This is a genomic window from Paenibacillus sp. FSL R7-0189, from assembly GCF_037969925.1.
Taxonomy (GTDB): Bacteria; Bacillota; Bacilli; order Paenibacillales; family Paenibacillaceae; genus Paenibacillus_AQ; species Paenibacillus_AQ odorifer.
The window spans coordinates 2,271,049-2,286,386 of sequence record NZ_CP150223.1 but is presented as its reverse complement, the minus strand read 5'-3'; the positions used below and the strand labels follow the sequence as shown (position 1 = coordinate 2,286,386).

Below are 15,338 nucleotides of genomic sequence, written 5' to 3'. Positions count from 1 at the left end.
TGTATGAATAATATGAACCAAATGATGAAGCAAGTTAAGAAAATGCAGGAGCAAATGCTTAAAGCTCAAGAGGAACTCGGAGGCAAGGTTATTGAGGGTTCATCAGGTGGCGGCGTAGTTACTGTTCAAGTAAACGGCCACAAAAAATTGCTGTCTATTCAAATTAAACCGGAAGCCGTTGATCCGGAAGATGTTGAAATGCTGCAAGATCTTGTAATCACTGCTGTAAATGATGCATTGACTCAAGCTGAAGAGCTTGCTAACAATGACATGGGTAAATTCACTGGTGGAATGAAGATCCCAGGCTTGTTCTAATAGCCCACTCCACTTCAGTCTAAAGGAGAATTATTAATTTGTATTATCCCGAACCGCTAGCTAAGCTGATCGATGCTTTTACGCGTTTGCCCGGGATTGGACCGAAGACAGCCGCCCGGTTAGCTTTTCATGTGCTTAACATGAAAGAGGATGAAGTCATTGATTTTGCAAAAGCGCTAGTAAGCGTCAAACGCAATCTTCACTATTGCTCGGTCTGCTGTAATATTACGGATACGGACCCATGTAAGATATGTCAGGACAAAACTAGAGATCCTTCAGTGATATGTGTGATTCAAGACTCTAAGGATTTGGTGGCTATAGAACGAACCAAGGAGTTTAATGGATATTACCATGTTCTTCAGGGTGCTATTTCACCTATGGAAGGTATCGGCCCTGATGATATTCGCCTGAAAGAATTATTGACCCGTCTGAGTGATGAGAGAGTAAGTGAGCTTATAATGGCGACTAACCCCAACATTGAGGGAGAAGCAACGGCGATGTACATTTCTCGTCTTGTTCGGCCGTTTGAGATTAAAATCACCAGGATAGCTCATGGCTTGCCTGTAGGTGGCGATCTTGAATACGCTGATGAAGTTACTTTGTCCAAAGCGTTGGAAGGCCGTCGCGAGCTATTCTAGCAGCTCTATAGTGGTATTTTTCAAAAAGGAAGCCCTCGGGTTTCCTTTTTTTTTTGTTCTAAGTTTGTCCCTATCCCGATATGAATGAGAATAACGAGATGTGTATTTTGCATCAGAATTATTCTGAGGAGGAATTGAAATGGGATGGTGGAGAGAGCTGTGGTGGGGAGTGGATAAGGAACAAGGCGCAAAGGAAAGTGAGGGATGGGAAACCCTCTTAGAGGTCCGTAAGGCGCATTCAGAGTGGGAGAGGGCGTACCTGATGTTCGACGAGGCGTTGGGACAGGATCAGATAGATTACGCGATATATATTTTGGAGGCTGCAGAACGTAAATATCAGATACATCTCAAACATGCAAAAAGCTTGGGGTTGAACAGCAGTCAAATATAAGGGCTTATAAATAAATGTATATGGGGGATCTACATGCTTAGAATGATAGCTATGGGCGTATTGATATTATCCGTTATCTTATTAGGTTTAGTTGTATTTAGAAAAAAGCTGGGTTTTGGGTGGCTAAGTTTATTTGGGGTTCATTTGGTATTGGCTGCACTCGGGATATATGTAGTGAACTTCTCAGGTTTGCTCACGCAGGTGTATATCCCTTTGAACCCTGCAACTATAGGCGCAGTAACGGTTCTTGGGCTTCCTGGCGTGGTTATGTTACTCGGATTAAGAATAATTTTATTTTAATGCTTGACGTGGCTTTGAAAAATATGATACATTAAGTCTCGCCCGTTTGGACAAGCTGTTGATTAACAACTTGCTGAAATGGTCAAGCAAAAAAAGAAATTAAAAAAATGCTTGACGAAAACAAAGGCGCTGTGATATATTATAAAGGTCGCTGCTGACAAGCAACGACGACGAAAGATGAGACATTGATCTTTGAAAACTGAACAACGAGTGAGTGGGAAATCACGTAAGTGAAATCCAAATTAGAGAATTAATTTTCTCGTCAGATGTTTCAAAATGAGCATATCGCTCTTTTCAATACTAATTGGAGAGTTTGATCCTGGCTCAGGACGAACGCTGGCGGCGTGCCTAATACATGCAAGTCGAGCGGAGTTATTTTGAAAGCTTGCTTTCAAAATAACTTAGCGGCGGACGGGTGAGTAACACGTAGGCAACCTGCCCTTCAGACTGGGATAACTACCGGAAACGGTAGCTAATACCGGATAATTTCTTTTTTCTCCTGAGAGAAGAATGAAAGACGGAGCAATCTGTCACTGAGGGATGGGCCTGCGGCGCATTAGCTAGTTGGTGGGGTAACGGCCCACCAAGGCGACGATGCGTAGCCGACCTGAGAGGGTGAACGGCCACACTGGGACTGAGACACGGCCCAGACTCCTACGGGAGGCAGCAGTAGGGAATCTTCCGCAATGGGCGAAAGCCTGACGGAGCAACGCCGCGTGAGTGATGAAGGTTTTCGGATCGTAAAGCTCTGTTGCCAGGGAAGAACGTCCGGTAGAGTAACTGCTATCGGAGTGACGGTACCTGAGAAGAAAGCCCCGGCTAACTACGTGCCAGCAGCCGCGGTAATACGTAGGGGGCAAGCGTTGTCCGGAATTATTGGGCGTAAAGCGCGCGCAGGCGGCTATTTAAGTCTGGTGTTTAAACCTTGGGCTCAACCTGAGGTCGCACTGGAAACTGGGTGGCTTGAGTACAGAAGAGGAAAGTGGAATTCCACGTGTAGCGGTGAAATGCGTAGATATGTGGAGGAACACCAGTGGCGAAGGCGACTTTCTGGGCTGTAACTGACGCTGAGGCGCGAAAGCGTGGGGAGCAAACAGGATTAGATACCCTGGTAGTCCACGCCGTAAACGATGAGTGCTAGGTGTTAGGGGTTTCGATACCCTTGGTGCCGAAGTTAACACAGTAAGCACTCCGCCTGGGGAGTACGGTCGCAAGACTGAAACTCAAAGGAATTGACGGGGACCCGCACAAGCAGTGGAGTATGTGGTTTAATTCGAAGCAACGCGAAGAACCTTACCAGGTCTTGACATCCCTCTGAATCTGCTAGAGATAGCGGCGGCCTTCGGGACAGAGGAGACAGGTGGTGCATGGTTGTCGTCAGCTCGTGTCGTGAGATGTTGGGTTAAGTCCCGCAACGAGCGCAACCCTTAACTTTAGTTGCCAGCAGGTAATGCTGGGCACTCTAGAGTGACTGCCGGTGACAAACCGGAGGAAGGTGGGGATGACGTCAAATCATCATGCCCCTTATGACCTGGGCTACACACGTACTACAATGGCCGGTACAACGGGAAGCGAAGCCGCGAGGTGGAGCCAATCCCATCAAAGCCGGTCTCAGTTCGGATTGCAGGCTGCAACTCGCCTGCATGAAGTCGGAATTGCTAGTAATCGCGGATCAGCATGCCGCGGTGAATACGTTCCCGGGTCTTGTACACACCGCCCGTCACACCACGAGAGTTTACAACACCCGAAGTCGGTGGGGTAACCCGCAAGGGAGCCAGCCGCCGAAGGTGGGGTAGATGATTGGGGTGAAGTCGTAACAAGGTAGCCGTATCGGAAGGTGCGGCTGGATCACCTCCTTTCTATGGAGAATCGTTCTCTGCGATGAGAACATTCAAATCGGAAGCTAAGCTTCCACGATAGAACCCTCGGGTTCGAACACTCACTCGTGTTCAGTTTTGAAAGAGCAAGTCTCTTTCGTATGCGTTTGGTGGCGATAGCGGAGGGGTTCCACACGTACCCATCCCGAACACGACCGTTAAGCCCTCCAGCGCCGATGGTACTTGGACCGAAGGGTCCTGGGAGAGTAGGACGTTGCCAAGCGGACAACCAATTCGTTGGTTGATTCACAATGTTATATATGTTATATGGGCTTTTAGCTCAGTTGGTTAGAGCGCACCTCTGATAAGGGTGAGGTCGGTGGTTCGAGTCCACCAAGGCCCACCATATAACATTATAGAGTAATTTTATGGGGCCATAGCTCAGCTGGGAGAGCGCCTGCCTTGCAAGCAGGAGGTCAGCGGTTCGATCCCGCTTGGCTCCACCATAAATTTTTAAATGAATAACTTTTTCAACTTGATCCTTGAAAACTGGATACCGAAACGAATTTGCGTTTTAGAACATCTTTTAGCAACTTGTGCAAACAAGTAAATGTTATTAGTGAGATGATTCCCAAAGAGAATGTCATCGTATGATATTTTTCTTCGGAAAAATCAAGGTTAAGCTAATAAGAGCACACGGAGGATGCCTAGGCGCCAGGAGCCGACGAAGGACGTGGCGAACAACGAAACTGCCTCGGGGAGCTGTAAGCAAGCTTTGATCCGGGGGTGTCCGAATGGGGAAACCCAGCTGTGGTAATTCGCAGTTACTCATACCTGAATACATAGGGTGTGTAGAGGCAGACCAGGGGAACTGAAACATCTAAGTACCCTGAGGAAGAGAAAACAATAGTGATTCCGTCAGTAGCGGCGAGCGAACGCGGAACAGCCTAAACCTAAGAGCTTGCTCTTAGGGGTTGTGGGACGTCTCACATGGAGTTACAAAGGAATATGGTAGGTGAAGAGGTCTGGAAAGGCCCGCGATAGAGGTAAAAGCCCTGTAACCTAAACTGTATTCTCTCCGAGACGGATCCCGAGTAGTGCGGGGCACGTGAAACCCCGTATGAATCCAGCAGGACCATCTGCTAAGGCTAAATACTACCTGGCGACCGATAGTGAAACAGTACCGTGAGGGAAAGGTGAAAAGCACCCCGGAAGGGGAGTGAAATAGAACCTGAAACCGTGTGCTTACAAAAAGTCAGAGCCCGATCTATGGGTGATGGCGTGCCTTTTGTAGAATGAACCGGCGAGTTACGTTTAACATGCAAGGTTAAGCCGAGAAGGTGGAGCCGCAGCGAAAGCGAGTCTGAATAGGGCGATTGAGTATGTGGACGTAGACCCGAAACCGTGTGATCTACCCCTGTCCAGGGTGAAGGTGCGGTAACACGCACTGGAGGCCCGAACCCACGTACGTTGAAAAGTGCGGGGATGAGGTGGGGGTAGCGGAGAAATTCCAATCGAACTCGGAGATAGCTGGTTCTCCCCGAAATAGCTTTAGGGCTAGCCTCGGTATAAGAGTAGTGGAGGTAGAGCACTGATTGGGTGCGGGGTCCGCAAGGATTACCAAGCTCAGTCAAACTCCGAATGCCATATACTTATTGCCGGGAGTCAGACAGTGAGTGCTAAGATCCATTGTCAAAAGGGAAACAGCCCAGACCATCAGCTAAGGTCCCCAAGTGTGTGTTAAGTGGGAAAGGATGTGGAGTTGCACAGACAACCAGGATGTTGGCTTAGAAGCAGCCACCATTGAAAGAGTGCGTAATAGCTCACTGGTCGAGTGACTCTGCGCCGAAAATGTAACGGGGCTAAACACACCACCGAAGCTATGGCTAGATACTATGTATCTGGGGTAGGGGAGCGTTGTGTAGGGGTTGAAGGTGTACTGAAAAGAGCGCTGGACACTACACAAGTGAGAATGCCGGTATGAGTAACGAAAAGATCAGTGAGAATCTGATCCGCCGAAAGCCCAAGGTTTCCTGAGGAAGGCTCGTCCGCTCAGGGTAAGTCGGGACCTAAGGCGAGGCCGAAAGGCGTAGTCGAAGGACAACAGTTTGAAATTACTGTACCACCGTAATCCGCTATGAGCGATGGGGTGACGCAGGAGGGTAGTGACGCGGACTGATGGATGTCCGTCTAAGCAGTGAGGCTGATGTGTAGGCAAATCCGCACATCGATAAGGCTGGGCTGTGATGGGGAGCGAAAATTATAGTAGCGAAGGTCATGATCTCACACTGCCAAGAAAAGCCTCTAGCCAGGAGAAGGTGCCCGTACCGCAAACCGACACAGGTAGGCGAGAAGAGAATTCTAAGGCGCGCGGAAGAACTCTCGTTAAGGAACTCGGCAAAATGACCCCGTAACTTCGGGAGAAGGGGTGCCCCGGTAGTGTGAATAGCACGAGGGGGCCGCAGTGAAAAGGCCCAAGCGACTGTTTAGCAAAAACACAGGTCTGTGCGAAGCCGCAAGGCGAAGTATACGGGCTGACGCCTGCCCGGTGCTGGAAGGTTAAGGGGAGTGGTTAGGGGTAACCCGAAGCTATGAACCGAAGCCCCAGTAAACGGCGGCCGTAACTATAACGGTCCTAAGGTAGCGAAATTCCTTGTCAGGTAAATTCTGACCCGCACGAATGGCGTAACGACTTGGGCGCTGTCTCAACGAGAGATCCGGTGAAATTTTAATACCTGTGAAGATGCAGGTTACCCGCGACAAGACGGAAAGACCCCATGGAGCTTTACTGCAGCTTGATATTGAATTTGGGTACGATCTGTACAGGATAGGTGGGAGCCGTAGAAATCGGAGCGCAAGCTTCGGTGGAGGCGCCGTTGGGATACCACCCTGATCGTATCTAGGTTCTAACCTAGTGCCCTAATCGGGTACGGGGACCGTGTCAGGCGGGCAGTTTGACTGGGGCGGTCGCCTCCTAAAGAGTAACGGAGGCGTTCCAAGGTTCCCTCAGAATGGTTGGAAATCATTCGCAGAGTGCAAAGGCATAAGGGAGCTTGACTGCGAGACCTACAAGTCGAGCAGGGACGAAAGTCGGACTTAGTGATCCGGTGGTACCGCATGGAAGGGCCATCGCTCAACGGATAAAAGCTACCCTGGGGATAACAGGCTTATCTCCCCCAAGAGTCCACATCGACGGGGAGGTTTGGCACCTCGATGTCGGCTCATCGCATCCTGGGGCTGAAGTAGGTCCCAAGGGTTGGGCTGTTCGCCCATTAAAGCGGTACGCGAGCTGGGTTCAGAACGTCGTGAGACAGTTCGGTCCCTATCTGTCGTGGGCGCAGGAAATTTGAGAGGAGCTGTCCTTAGTACGAGAGGACCGGGATGGACGTACCGCTGGTGCACCAGTTGTTCCGCCAGGAGCATGGCTGGGTAGCTACGTACGGACGGGATAAGCGCTGAAAGCATCTAAGCGTGAAGCCCCCCTCAAGATGAGATTTCCCAATTAGTAAGACCCCTTGAAGACGACGAGGTAGATAGGTTGGAGGTGGAAGTGCAGCAATGCATGGAGCTGACCAATACTAATCGGTCGAGGGCTTATCCTATACTTAGAATGCAGATTCGTTTCGGATTCAGTTTTCAGGGAGTCAAATTCCTGTTTGGATTGCTGTGGTACTGATATCGTTTGGAGAGATACCCAAGTGGCTATAAGGGGACCCTCTGCTAAGGGGTTAGACTGCGTAAGCGGTGCGTGGGTTCGAATCCCACTCTCTCCGCCATTTTCAATCCATAGCAATACTAATTATTGTGGCGGTGTAGCTCAGCTGGCTAGAGCGTACGGTTCATACCCGTGAGGTCGGGGGTTCGATCCCCTTCGCCGCTACCATAATACCTGGAGGCTTAGCTCAGCTGGGAGAGCATCTGCCTTACAAGCAGAGGGTCGGGGGTTCGATCCCCTCAGCCTCCACCATTTTCATCTTTTAGAATTGCTTTTACACCGTGCCGGTGTAGCTCAACTGGTAGAGCAACTGACTTGTAATCAGTAGGTTGGGGGTTCAAGTCCTCTCGCCGGCACCATTTTTAATTAATGCGGAACCGTGGTGTAGTTGGCCTAACATGCCTGCCTGTCACGCAGGAGACCGCGGGTTCGAATCCCGTCGGTTCCGCCATTTTTTCCACAAAATGAGTGGGAAGTGTAAGACTTTTCCGCTTAATTGTCATGTAATCTTATGGCTCGGTAGCTCAGTCGGTAGAGCAGAGGACTGAAAATCCTCGTGTCGGCGGTTCGATTCCGTCCCGAGCCACCTTTTTTGGGGGATTAGCGAAGTGGCCAAACGCATCAGACTGTAAATCTGCTCACGTACGTGTTCGGTGGTTCGAATCCATCATCCCCCACCATTTATGAGCCATTAGCTCAGTTGGTAGAGCACCTGACTTTTAATCAGGGTGTCGAAGGTTCGAGTCCTTCATGGCTCATCCCAAACAGAAAGTCATCACCTTAGGGTGGTGGCTTTTTTTGTGTTTTTATGTCGTATTATAGTAGCGCGCTGCTGTAGTGATTAACATAATATTAGAGAATATGCTAAAATAGGCGAAAAGAGCAAAAGTGGTGGAGTATGGTGACTATGGATAGCGAAACATTGCGAAAAAAGTTAGAGCAGCTCACCGGAAAGAAAACCGGAATCAAGCAGTTAGGTAGGCAACATTCAGCTTCTCTTTTTAGTATGGGATTAGAAGCACAGGAACAGCCGGTAATCCATGAGGGTCATCTTTGGGCACCATTATATGAGACTGATGGACGTGTAACCGCTGTCTGGGTGGAATTGGATGGACTTAACTCTTTGGAAATACAATTAGTGAATTATGCAGTTCGAAACTTTGCAATTGCACTAAAAGCTACTGGGGTTAGAGAAGAAGGGGAAGCGGAGGCTCGGCAGCTGGGAACCTGGTTGAACACCGAACTGGAGCAAGAGAAAAATGACTCTGAGATACCCGATGAGATGGCTCTAAAGGGACGTTTATTCGGAGATATGGTTCCATTCCTACTTAGCAGTGAGAATGCACATAGCCCGCAGATCACTTATCGTTCCTTAATGAAGCTGCTGCGCAGCTATTTTGAGAATGAAATTCTGCTTATACCTCTTCAAGAAAAAGAATGGTTAATATTGGCCCGGAAGGAACTACTCACGGGCGGAGATGATAAGGATGAGGAAGAAGAGAGTGTAGATGAAATTCTGGCTCAGACCAGTATGGGCTTACACGAACTGATAGCCAGCGAATGGGTAGGTGTATTCCATTTGGCGGTAGCTCCGGCTATAGTCCCTGTTAAGGGATTGACGGGATCCGTGGCCTTGCTGAGGGAGACCATTGTACTCGGACGTATTTTCCAAGTGGGTGAATATATTCATTTACCTTGGGAGCTGCATTTGGAACGTTTGGTTAACAGCATTCCTGATGCACGGCGTAAACAGTTACTTGGACAGATTGGCGACTATTCTTCCGTATTATCGGATAAAGAGATGCTGATGACCCTGGAGACGTTTTTTGAGATGGATTGTAATGTAAGTGAAACAGCCAAGAAGCTATATATTCATCGCAACACGCTTTTATACCGTCTGGACAAGATCAAACAGGAGACTGGCGCGGATGTGCGTAGCTTTGGGGACGCTGCTATTGTGAAGCTTACTATGCTTTTGTATAAAGTGACGAAAAGGAAATAGGTTTTTTGTGAACGTTACAAATAGCCACCGTGTCCCGTCTAGGGTAATATAAATGTACAAGGAAAAAAGAATTTTTCAATTAATCAATAATTAACTCGAGGGGGAAATACAATGGCAGGCGTACGTTTAGAGCATATTTTCAAAAAATACCCGGGTTCAGATAAAGCAACAGTAATGGATATCAATCTTGATATTAAAGATAAGGAATTTCTAGTATTGGTTGGACCATCCGGTTGCGGTAAATCCACAACTTTGCGTATGATCGCTGGTCTGGAAGAAATCTCCGAAGGTAAAATGTACATTGGCGATCGTGTAGTCAACGACGTTGCACCTAAAGACCGCGATATCGCGATGGTATTCCAATCCTACGCCCTGTATCCGCATATGAGCGTATACCAAAACATGGCTTTCGGTTTGAAACTTCGTAAAGTGAAGAAAGATGAAATCGACAAGAAAGTACGTGAAGCTGCTAGAATTCTCGATATCGAGCATTTGCTAGATCGTAAACCAAAAGCACTTTCCGGTGGTCAACGCCAACGTGTCGCTTTGGGACGCGCTATCGTACGTGATCCACAAGTCTTCTTGATGGATGAGCCTCTTTCCAACTTGGATGCTAAACTTCGTGGTCAAATGCGCGCTGAAATCACTAAACTGGTTAAACGCCTTGAAACCACTTGTATCTACGTAACGCATGACCAAACAGAAGCTATGACAATGGGTGACCGTATCGTAGTTATGTATGATGGTATCATTCAACAAGCTGCTTCCCCTGAAGAGTTGTACAATGAACCAACTAACCTGTTCGTAGCTGGATTTATCGGATCCCCTACAATGAACTTTATCAATGGTACTTTGTCCGAAGCAAACGGTTCTATCCGTTTCCGCGCTGAGAACCTTGATGTTGAAGTACCAGGCGGAAAAGCTCAAATCATCCGCAGCAAAGGCTACATTGGCAAAGAAGTAATTATGGGCGTTCGTCCAGAAGATATCCATGAAGAGCCAGTATTCTTGGAAGCTTCCCCGAACACAATCTTTACTTCATTGGTTGATGTAACTGAAAACCTTGGTCACGAAATGCTCCTTTACTTGAGCGGCCTTGGTAAATCTACTGTAATCGCTCGTGTAGATGGACGTTCCACTACTCGCGAAGGCAGCAAGCCAAAACTGGCTATCGATATGAACAAAGTTCACTTCTTCGATAAAGAATCCGAAGTTAACATTCTGTTGGGATAAGATCGCAGGATCTTTTCTCTCTTGATAAAGCCACCCGAAAGGGTGGCTTTATTGTTTAATTAGGGTCGTAATGGATAGGCGTTAAGATTGCATTCACAAGCGTTATCAATTAAGATAGCAGGAGAATTACCTCCGGAATTGTAATGAGATCGCTGTCAACCGGACGCAGTAAGCGGACATATACCGCAGGTGACGAAAGGACGAATTTACATGGCTAAGAAAGTAAAAGTATCTGAATTGGTACAACATTTTCAATTAGAGGTTATTTCCGGCCAGGAAGGTCTAAAGCGACCTATTACGGTCGATGACCTGAATCGCCCTGGACTAGAGATTGCTGGTTATTTCGAATATTATCCGGAAGAACGTGTTCAACTATTAGGTAAGACAGAACTCGCATTCTTCTCCATGCTGCCTGAAGCTGAACGTAAAAGTAGGCTTCGTGGAATCTGTAATGACAATACCCCTTGTATCGTAATTACCCGTAGTTTGGATGTGCCACAGGAGTTAATTGATATAAGTAATGAAAAGGGACTTCCTGTGCTTCGTAGCTCGATGGCTACGACTATTTTCTCCAGCCGTTTGACGAGCTTCTTAGAAGGGAGATTAGCCCCTACAGCAACGATTCATGGTGTACTCTGTGATGTATATGGTGTAGGTATGCTGATTACTGGTAGTAGTGGTATTGGTAAGAGTGAGACAGCCCTTGAACTTGTAAAACGTGGACATAGACTGATCGCTGATGATGCCGTGGAAATCCGCCAGACTTCAGATAACCAGCTGCATGGTACAGCCCCTGAGTTGATCCGTCACTTGTTGGAAATTCGCGGAGTAGGTATCATTAACGTAATGACACTTTTTGGTGCGGGTGCTATCCGTAATCATAAACGGATTACACTTGTCGTTAGATTAGAGGCTTGGCAGCAAGACAAGCAGTATGACCGGCTTGGACTTGATGAGGAAACAACGCGGATTATTGATACCGATGTTCCACTTGTAACCATTCCTGTACGTCCAGGACGTAACCTTGCCGTTATTATTGAGGTTGCTGCGATGAACTATCGCCTGAAGCAAATGGGCTTTAATGCAGCCCTGCAGTTTACGAATAAGTTAACTGCGACCATATCTGAGGATATGGACGATCTCGATTAGGAGTGTGAGACAATGTTCCCATTAGCAATAGATCCTATTGTATTCTCAATTGGATCACTACCTGTACACTGGTACGGGTTAATACTAGGGGTCGGTGCACTCGCGGGATTATTTCTTGCGATCCGCGAGGGCAAACGGTTCGGAATCCCGCAAGAATTCTTTATGGATATGCTGCTACTGGGTGTACCCTCGGCAATTATAGGGGCACGGATTTATTTTGTAGCTTTTAAATGGGACGATTATAAGCATAATCTGATAGACGTCTTTAAGATCTGGAATGGCGGCATCGCCATTTACGGCGCATTAATAGGAGCGATTATTTGCGGAATTATTTATTTCCGTTATAAGGGTTACCCTTTCTGGCGTATTGTTGATATTTGTGCACCTGGACTACTGGCGGGTCAAATGATTGGCCGCTGGGGAAACTTTGTCAACCAAGAGGCATACGGCAGCGTAGTTGAGGAATCTTTTTTACGGGATAAACTGCATTTACCTGACTTCATCGTTAATCAAATGTACATAGGAGATGCTTTTCATCATCCGACCTTCCTGTATGAATCTCTTTGGAGCTTACTAGGGATTGCGTTATTGATGGTTCTCCGTCGTCAGAAGTTTGTACGTGCTGGAGAAATCTTCATGTCTTACTTTATATGGTATTCCATCGGTCGGTTCTTCATCGAGGCTGTGCGTACTGACAGTTTAGCTTTTAACGGAAGTGCAGGACTGGCTTCGTTTATAAACGGCTTATGGAGTCCGATGGAATGGTTAGGTTTTGAACAAGGATATCTGGATCCTGCCTATGGTAATATTCGTATTTCTCAGCTGCTTTCTCTACTTATTATTGTGGCAGCTATATTGCTGATCGTTATTCGCAGAGTAACCGGAGAGCCTAAAGCACATTATTCTGACCCTATCGTATGTACTAAACCGATCCAAGCAGATACTGTAGTGCCAGAAAGCGCAGTAAATACACCGCAGAAAACTCGTCAAGGAACACAACCTGAGCAAGGACAGCCAGCGGATGGAGATAAGAAGGAGCAGTAAAACTTATGATAGAATGCGTTCTTTTTGATCTGGATGGAACGATTGTCGATACGAATGAGCTAATCATTAGTTCATTTATGTACGCGCTGAAGGACAATGGTCTGGCTCCACTGACCAGAGAAGAGATAATTCCGCATATGGGAACAACCCTTCAGCAACAGATGAGAGTATTCTCTGGACTAGAGGATGTAAATGGTACGTTAGAAAAGTCCTATCGTTCTTATAATAATGAGCATCATGATGAGTTAGTGCGTTCTTTCCCACTTGTAAAGGAGACCATTGAGGAGCTCTCGCGTCGTGGGATCAAACTTGGGATTGTAACTACTAAGATCCGTCCAACAACGATCAAGACCCTGGAAAGGTTCGATTTGCTTAAGTACATGGATACGATTGTGACTGTGAACGATGTTACTGAACCAAAGCCACATCCGGAGCCCGTTCTGACAGCGGTCAAAAACCTTGGCGTTGATCCTCGTAAAACCTTAATGATAGGTGACAGTGCAGTTGATATTCAATCAGCCAAAGCTGCCGGTGTATACGCTGCTGGAGTATCTTGGTCTTTGAAGGGCGAGGATACGCTCCGCAAGTATGATCCGGACTTTATCATCCATAACATGAAGGATATTATAGAAATTATGGAGCGAGGAACGAATGAATCGTGAGAAACGTAACCCGTTATCCAGTAGAAGGCCATAACTCACTTTGGTATATTTACCGTACGGTCAGCCCTTGGAAGGGGGTCCGCAACTTTATTTTTATTCAGATTGCCCGCTATTGTCCGATTCTACCGTTAAAGAATTGGATCTATCGACGGATGCTGGGGATGAAGGTTGGTAAACACACGGCTTTTGGTCTTATGGCAATGGTGGATGTGTTTTTTCCTGAAAAAATAACGGTAGGTGAGAATTCTATTATTGGTTATAACACGACGATTCTGGCGCATGAGTATCTGATCAAGGAATATCGCCTGGGCGAAGTGGTGATCGGTGAAAATGTATTGATCGGCGCGAATACAACGATTCTTCCCGGTGTAACCATTGGAGATTGGGCAGTTATAGCTGCTGGCTCCGTGGTGCACAAAAATGTGGCGGCTGGCTCTTTTGTCGGAGGCAATCCACTGCGAGAGCTGCGCCCCTCTTCAACGGAAGAACATTCGGAACAAGTGTAAACGATGCTTTTTTAACCCTGCAGTTACATATTGCGTTTTTTTAGCGCAGGTTCTGCAGGGTTTCTTGCGTCTTAGAGAAGATTATTAAGGAAACTTTAAGTTCTTCTTAAGTTTTTAGAACAGATACATTCGATATAATTAGCGTTAGTGATAAGGCGAATCCCACGCTAGGCATTCTGCTTCAAATATCAGAATGTAAAATCAGCAGGTGCAGGCTTCCTGGTATTTTCAGTTTCCACATTCCGCTTAGCGTCTCTATGAACAACCATCATAGTAGAGAAGAGGAATATAATATGAACACTGCGAGACAGGAAAGGCTGCCCCAGCTGGATATTTTCAGAGCATTAGCGATCTTAGGCGTATTGCATGTGCATTCCTCATCTTTTGCCGCTGGAGAGCAGGCACTGCATTCCCCTTATTATTACTGGCTGAACTGGATCAACATTTTCTTTAAATTCGGTACGCCCTCATTTATTTTTCTGAGCAGCTTCGTATTGTTTTATAATTATTATGGGCGTCCTGTGACCCGCAGCTTGATTATTAATTTCTACCGTCGTCGATTAAAGTATATTTTATTACCTTATCTGCTAGCCTCTATGGGCTATTACGCACTAACCTTATATGTGAACGGACGATTGACCCAGAACCTCGGTGGCAATCTGTACAGCTTTATTAGAGCGTTATTCTCAGGTTCCGCATATGCGCATTTGTATTTTGTATTTATCAGCATTCAGTTTTATTTGCTTTTTCCAGTACTGCTTAAGCTACTCCAGAGTTCCCGCTTTTTAATAAAATGGGCGGTCCCGCTCGGATTGGCACTTCAGTGGGGGTTTATTCTCTGGAATAAATACGAACTGCACATTGTTGAAAAAGGGAGCTTGGCGATCTCTTATCTGGCTTATTATATGATGGGTGCTTATATCGCAATTCACTTTGAGAAGGTGAAGACGTGGCTGATGAAGCCCTGGAGGGAGCTAACTGCCAAGCAAAAAGGATGGACTGCCCTGTTAGTGAGCGGGTGGTTAATTGCAGCCTTTATCCATGTGCAGCTATGGTATGTGGCCCGCCATTTTGGGGTGTGGACGGATTCGCTGTGGTACGAGCTATTATGGAATGTCCATACGATGTTATCAGCATTGGTTCTGTTGTATGCTACATTCCTGATCTATCGTAAGGCCTCTCGCGGGATTGTTGCTTTTTTAACACGTTTGGGTGAACTCTCATTTGCGATATATTTGATTCATCCGCTATTGCTGGCGGTATATCGCAGGTTCCGATATCAGATTCCCCTAGAGTCGCTAACATATGTCTTGTTCATCTACGGAGGGCTTGTGGTCGCACTGGGAGGGAGCTGGCTTATTGTGCAGTTTGCTTTCCGGCGAGTTCCGGGTTCATGGATTATTTTTGGAAGCGTGCCTCGCTCTTTGGAATCCAGTCCGCAGGAAAAGTCAGGTTATATCTCTGAGGAACGGGCAAAGGGGTTCGTGCAGCAGGAGAAATAGCGTTAGAAGAAGGTCTGATACACGCACACGCTTAAACGTGGGGAAGTAGCCTTCATAATATTTG

General features: G+C 46.9%; 11 protein-coding genes, 10 tRNA genes and 3 rRNA genes. All 24 read left to right on the top strand.

Annotation, left to right across the window (positions count from 1 at the left end):
• The first annotated feature begins 3 nt into the window (after positions 1-3).
• Positions 4-315 carry a YbaB/EbfC family nucleoid-associated protein gene (locus MKY63_RS09805; protein WP_036679924.1) on the top strand — a complete coding sequence of 104 codons (312 nt, stop codon included), beginning with the start codon at positions 4-6 and terminating at the stop codon, positions 313-315.
• A 38-nt stretch (positions 316-353) separates the two neighbouring features.
• Complete coding sequence (gene recR / locus MKY63_RS09800; protein ID WP_036679922.1) at positions 354-953, top strand: recombination mediator RecR; 600 nt, start codon at positions 354-356, stop codon at positions 951-953.
• A 139-nt stretch (positions 954-1,092) separates the two neighbouring features.
• Positions 1,093-1,344 carry a DUF2508 family protein gene (locus MKY63_RS09795; RefSeq protein ID WP_076130375.1) on the top strand — a complete coding sequence of 84 codons (252 nt, stop codon included), beginning with the start codon at positions 1,093-1,095 and terminating at the stop codon, positions 1,342-1,344.
• Positions 1,345-1,377: 33 nt separating this feature from the next.
• Positions 1,378-1,644, top strand: a complete 267-nt coding sequence (locus tag MKY63_RS09790) for a pro-sigmaK processing inhibitor BofA family protein (RefSeq protein WP_038568084.1) — start codon at positions 1,378-1,380, stop codon at positions 1,642-1,644.
• A 301-nt stretch (positions 1,645-1,945) separates the two neighbouring features.
• Positions 1,946-3,503: ribosomal RNA gene (locus MKY63_RS09785) — 16S ribosomal RNA — on the top strand.
• Positions 3,504-3,627: 124 nt separating this feature from the next.
• A 5S ribosomal RNA gene (rrf, locus tag MKY63_RS09780) occupies positions 3,628-3,744 on the top strand.
• A 46-nt stretch (positions 3,745-3,790) separates the two neighbouring features.
• Positions 3,791-3,867, top strand: a tRNA-Ile gene (locus MKY63_RS09775).
• Positions 3,868-3,891: 24 nt separating this feature from the next.
• Positions 3,892-3,967: transfer RNA gene (locus MKY63_RS09770), tRNA-Ala, on the top strand.
• 170 nt (positions 3,968-4,137) lie between these two features.
• Positions 4,138-7,063 (top strand): 23S ribosomal RNA (locus tag MKY63_RS09765).
• Together the 16S, 23S and 5S rRNA genes with 10 tRNA genes alongside form the textbook arrangement of a ribosomal RNA operon.
• Before the next feature lie 82 nt (positions 7,064-7,145).
• Positions 7,146-7,237: transfer RNA gene (locus MKY63_RS09760), tRNA-Ser, on the top strand.
• Between the two features lie 30 nt (positions 7,238-7,267).
• Positions 7,268-7,344, top strand: a tRNA-Met gene (locus tag MKY63_RS09755).
• An 8-nt stretch (positions 7,345-7,352) separates the two neighbouring features.
• A tRNA-Val gene (locus MKY63_RS09750) sits at positions 7,353-7,428 on the top strand.
• Between the two features lie 31 nt (positions 7,429-7,459).
• Positions 7,460-7,535: transfer RNA gene (locus tag MKY63_RS09745), tRNA-Thr, on the top strand.
• A 14-nt stretch (positions 7,536-7,549) separates the two neighbouring features.
• Positions 7,550-7,627 (top strand) — tRNA-Asp (locus MKY63_RS09740).
• Positions 7,628-7,689: 62 nt separating this feature from the next.
• Positions 7,690-7,762, top strand: a tRNA-Phe gene (locus MKY63_RS09735).
• 8 nt (positions 7,763-7,770) lie between these two features.
• Positions 7,771-7,856, top strand: a tRNA-Tyr gene (locus tag MKY63_RS09730).
• A 5-nt stretch (positions 7,857-7,861) separates the two neighbouring features.
• Positions 7,862-7,934: transfer RNA gene (locus MKY63_RS09725), tRNA-Lys, on the top strand.
• Between the two features lie 149 nt (positions 7,935-8,083).
• Entirely contained in the window at positions 8,084-9,178 is a 1,095-nt protein-coding gene (locus MKY63_RS09720) for a helix-turn-helix domain-containing protein (RefSeq protein WP_038568087.1), read from the top strand.
• Between the two features lie 111 nt (positions 9,179-9,289).
• On the top strand, positions 9,290-10,411 hold the full coding sequence (gene ugpC / locus MKY63_RS09715) for a sn-glycerol-3-phosphate ABC transporter ATP-binding protein UgpC (RefSeq protein WP_076126826.1): 1,122 nt from the start codon (positions 9,290-9,292) through the stop codon (positions 10,409-10,411).
• 210 nt (positions 10,412-10,621) lie between these two features.
• Entirely contained in the window at positions 10,622-11,560 is a 939-nt protein-coding gene (gene hprK, locus MKY63_RS09710; protein WP_036687047.1) for an HPr(Ser) kinase/phosphatase, read from the top strand.
• A 12-nt stretch (positions 11,561-11,572) separates the two neighbouring features.
• The gene (lgt, locus tag MKY63_RS09705; protein ID WP_076126827.1) at positions 11,573-12,604 is read left to right on the top strand and encodes a prolipoprotein diacylglyceryl transferase; all 1,032 of its coding nucleotides are present in this window, start codon (positions 11,573-11,575) and stop codon (positions 12,602-12,604) included.
• A 5-nt stretch (positions 12,605-12,609) separates the two neighbouring features.
• Positions 12,610-13,266 carry a pyrophosphatase PpaX gene (ppaX, locus tag MKY63_RS09700; RefSeq protein WP_076135252.1) on the top strand — a complete coding sequence of 219 codons (657 nt, stop codon included), beginning with the start codon at positions 12,610-12,612 and terminating at the stop codon, positions 13,264-13,266.
• Entirely contained in the window at positions 13,263-13,772 is a 510-nt protein-coding gene (locus MKY63_RS09695) for an acyltransferase (protein WP_172628771.1), read from the top strand. Before ppaX ends, MKY63_RS09695 begins: the two co-directional genes overlap by 4 nt.
• Before the next feature lie 293 nt (positions 13,773-14,065).
• Positions 14,066-15,274 carry an acyltransferase gene (locus tag MKY63_RS09690; RefSeq protein ID WP_339812646.1) on the top strand — a complete coding sequence of 403 codons (1,209 nt, stop codon included), beginning with the start codon at positions 14,066-14,068 and terminating at the stop codon, positions 15,272-15,274.
• Positions 15,275-15,338 lie beyond the last annotated feature (64 nt).

Excerpts from the sequence above, each read along its gene's own strand:
- MKY63_RS09805 (WP_036679924.1), top strand. The coding sequence starts at position 4 with ATGAATAATATGAACCAAATGATGAAGCAAGTTAAGAAAATGCAGGAG.
- MKY63_RS09795 (WP_076130375.1), top strand. The coding sequence starts at position 1,093 with ATGGGATGGTGGAGAGAGCTGTGGTGGGGAGTGGATAAGGAACAAGGC.
- MKY63_RS09790 (WP_038568084.1), top strand. The coding sequence starts at position 1,378 with ATGCTTAGAATGATAGCTATGGGCGTATTGATATTATCCGTTATCTTA.
- MKY63_RS09720 (WP_038568087.1), top strand. The coding sequence starts at position 8,084 with ATGGATAGCGAAACATTGCGAAAAAAGTTAGAGCAGCTCACCGGAAAG.
- ugpC (WP_076126826.1), top strand. The coding sequence starts at position 9,290 with ATGGCAGGCGTACGTTTAGAGCATATTTTCAAAAAATACCCGGGTTCA.
- hprK (WP_036687047.1), top strand. The coding sequence starts at position 10,622 with ATGGCTAAGAAAGTAAAAGTATCTGAATTGGTACAACATTTTCAATTA.
- lgt (WP_076126827.1), top strand. The coding sequence starts at position 11,573 with ATGTTCCCATTAGCAATAGATCCTATTGTATTCTCAATTGGATCACTA.
- ppaX (WP_076135252.1), top strand. The coding sequence starts at position 12,610 with ATGATAGAATGCGTTCTTTTTGATCTGGATGGAACGATTGTCGATACG.
- MKY63_RS09690 (WP_339812646.1), top strand. The coding sequence starts at position 14,066 with ATGAACACTGCGAGACAGGAAAGGCTGCCCCAGCTGGATATTTTCAGA.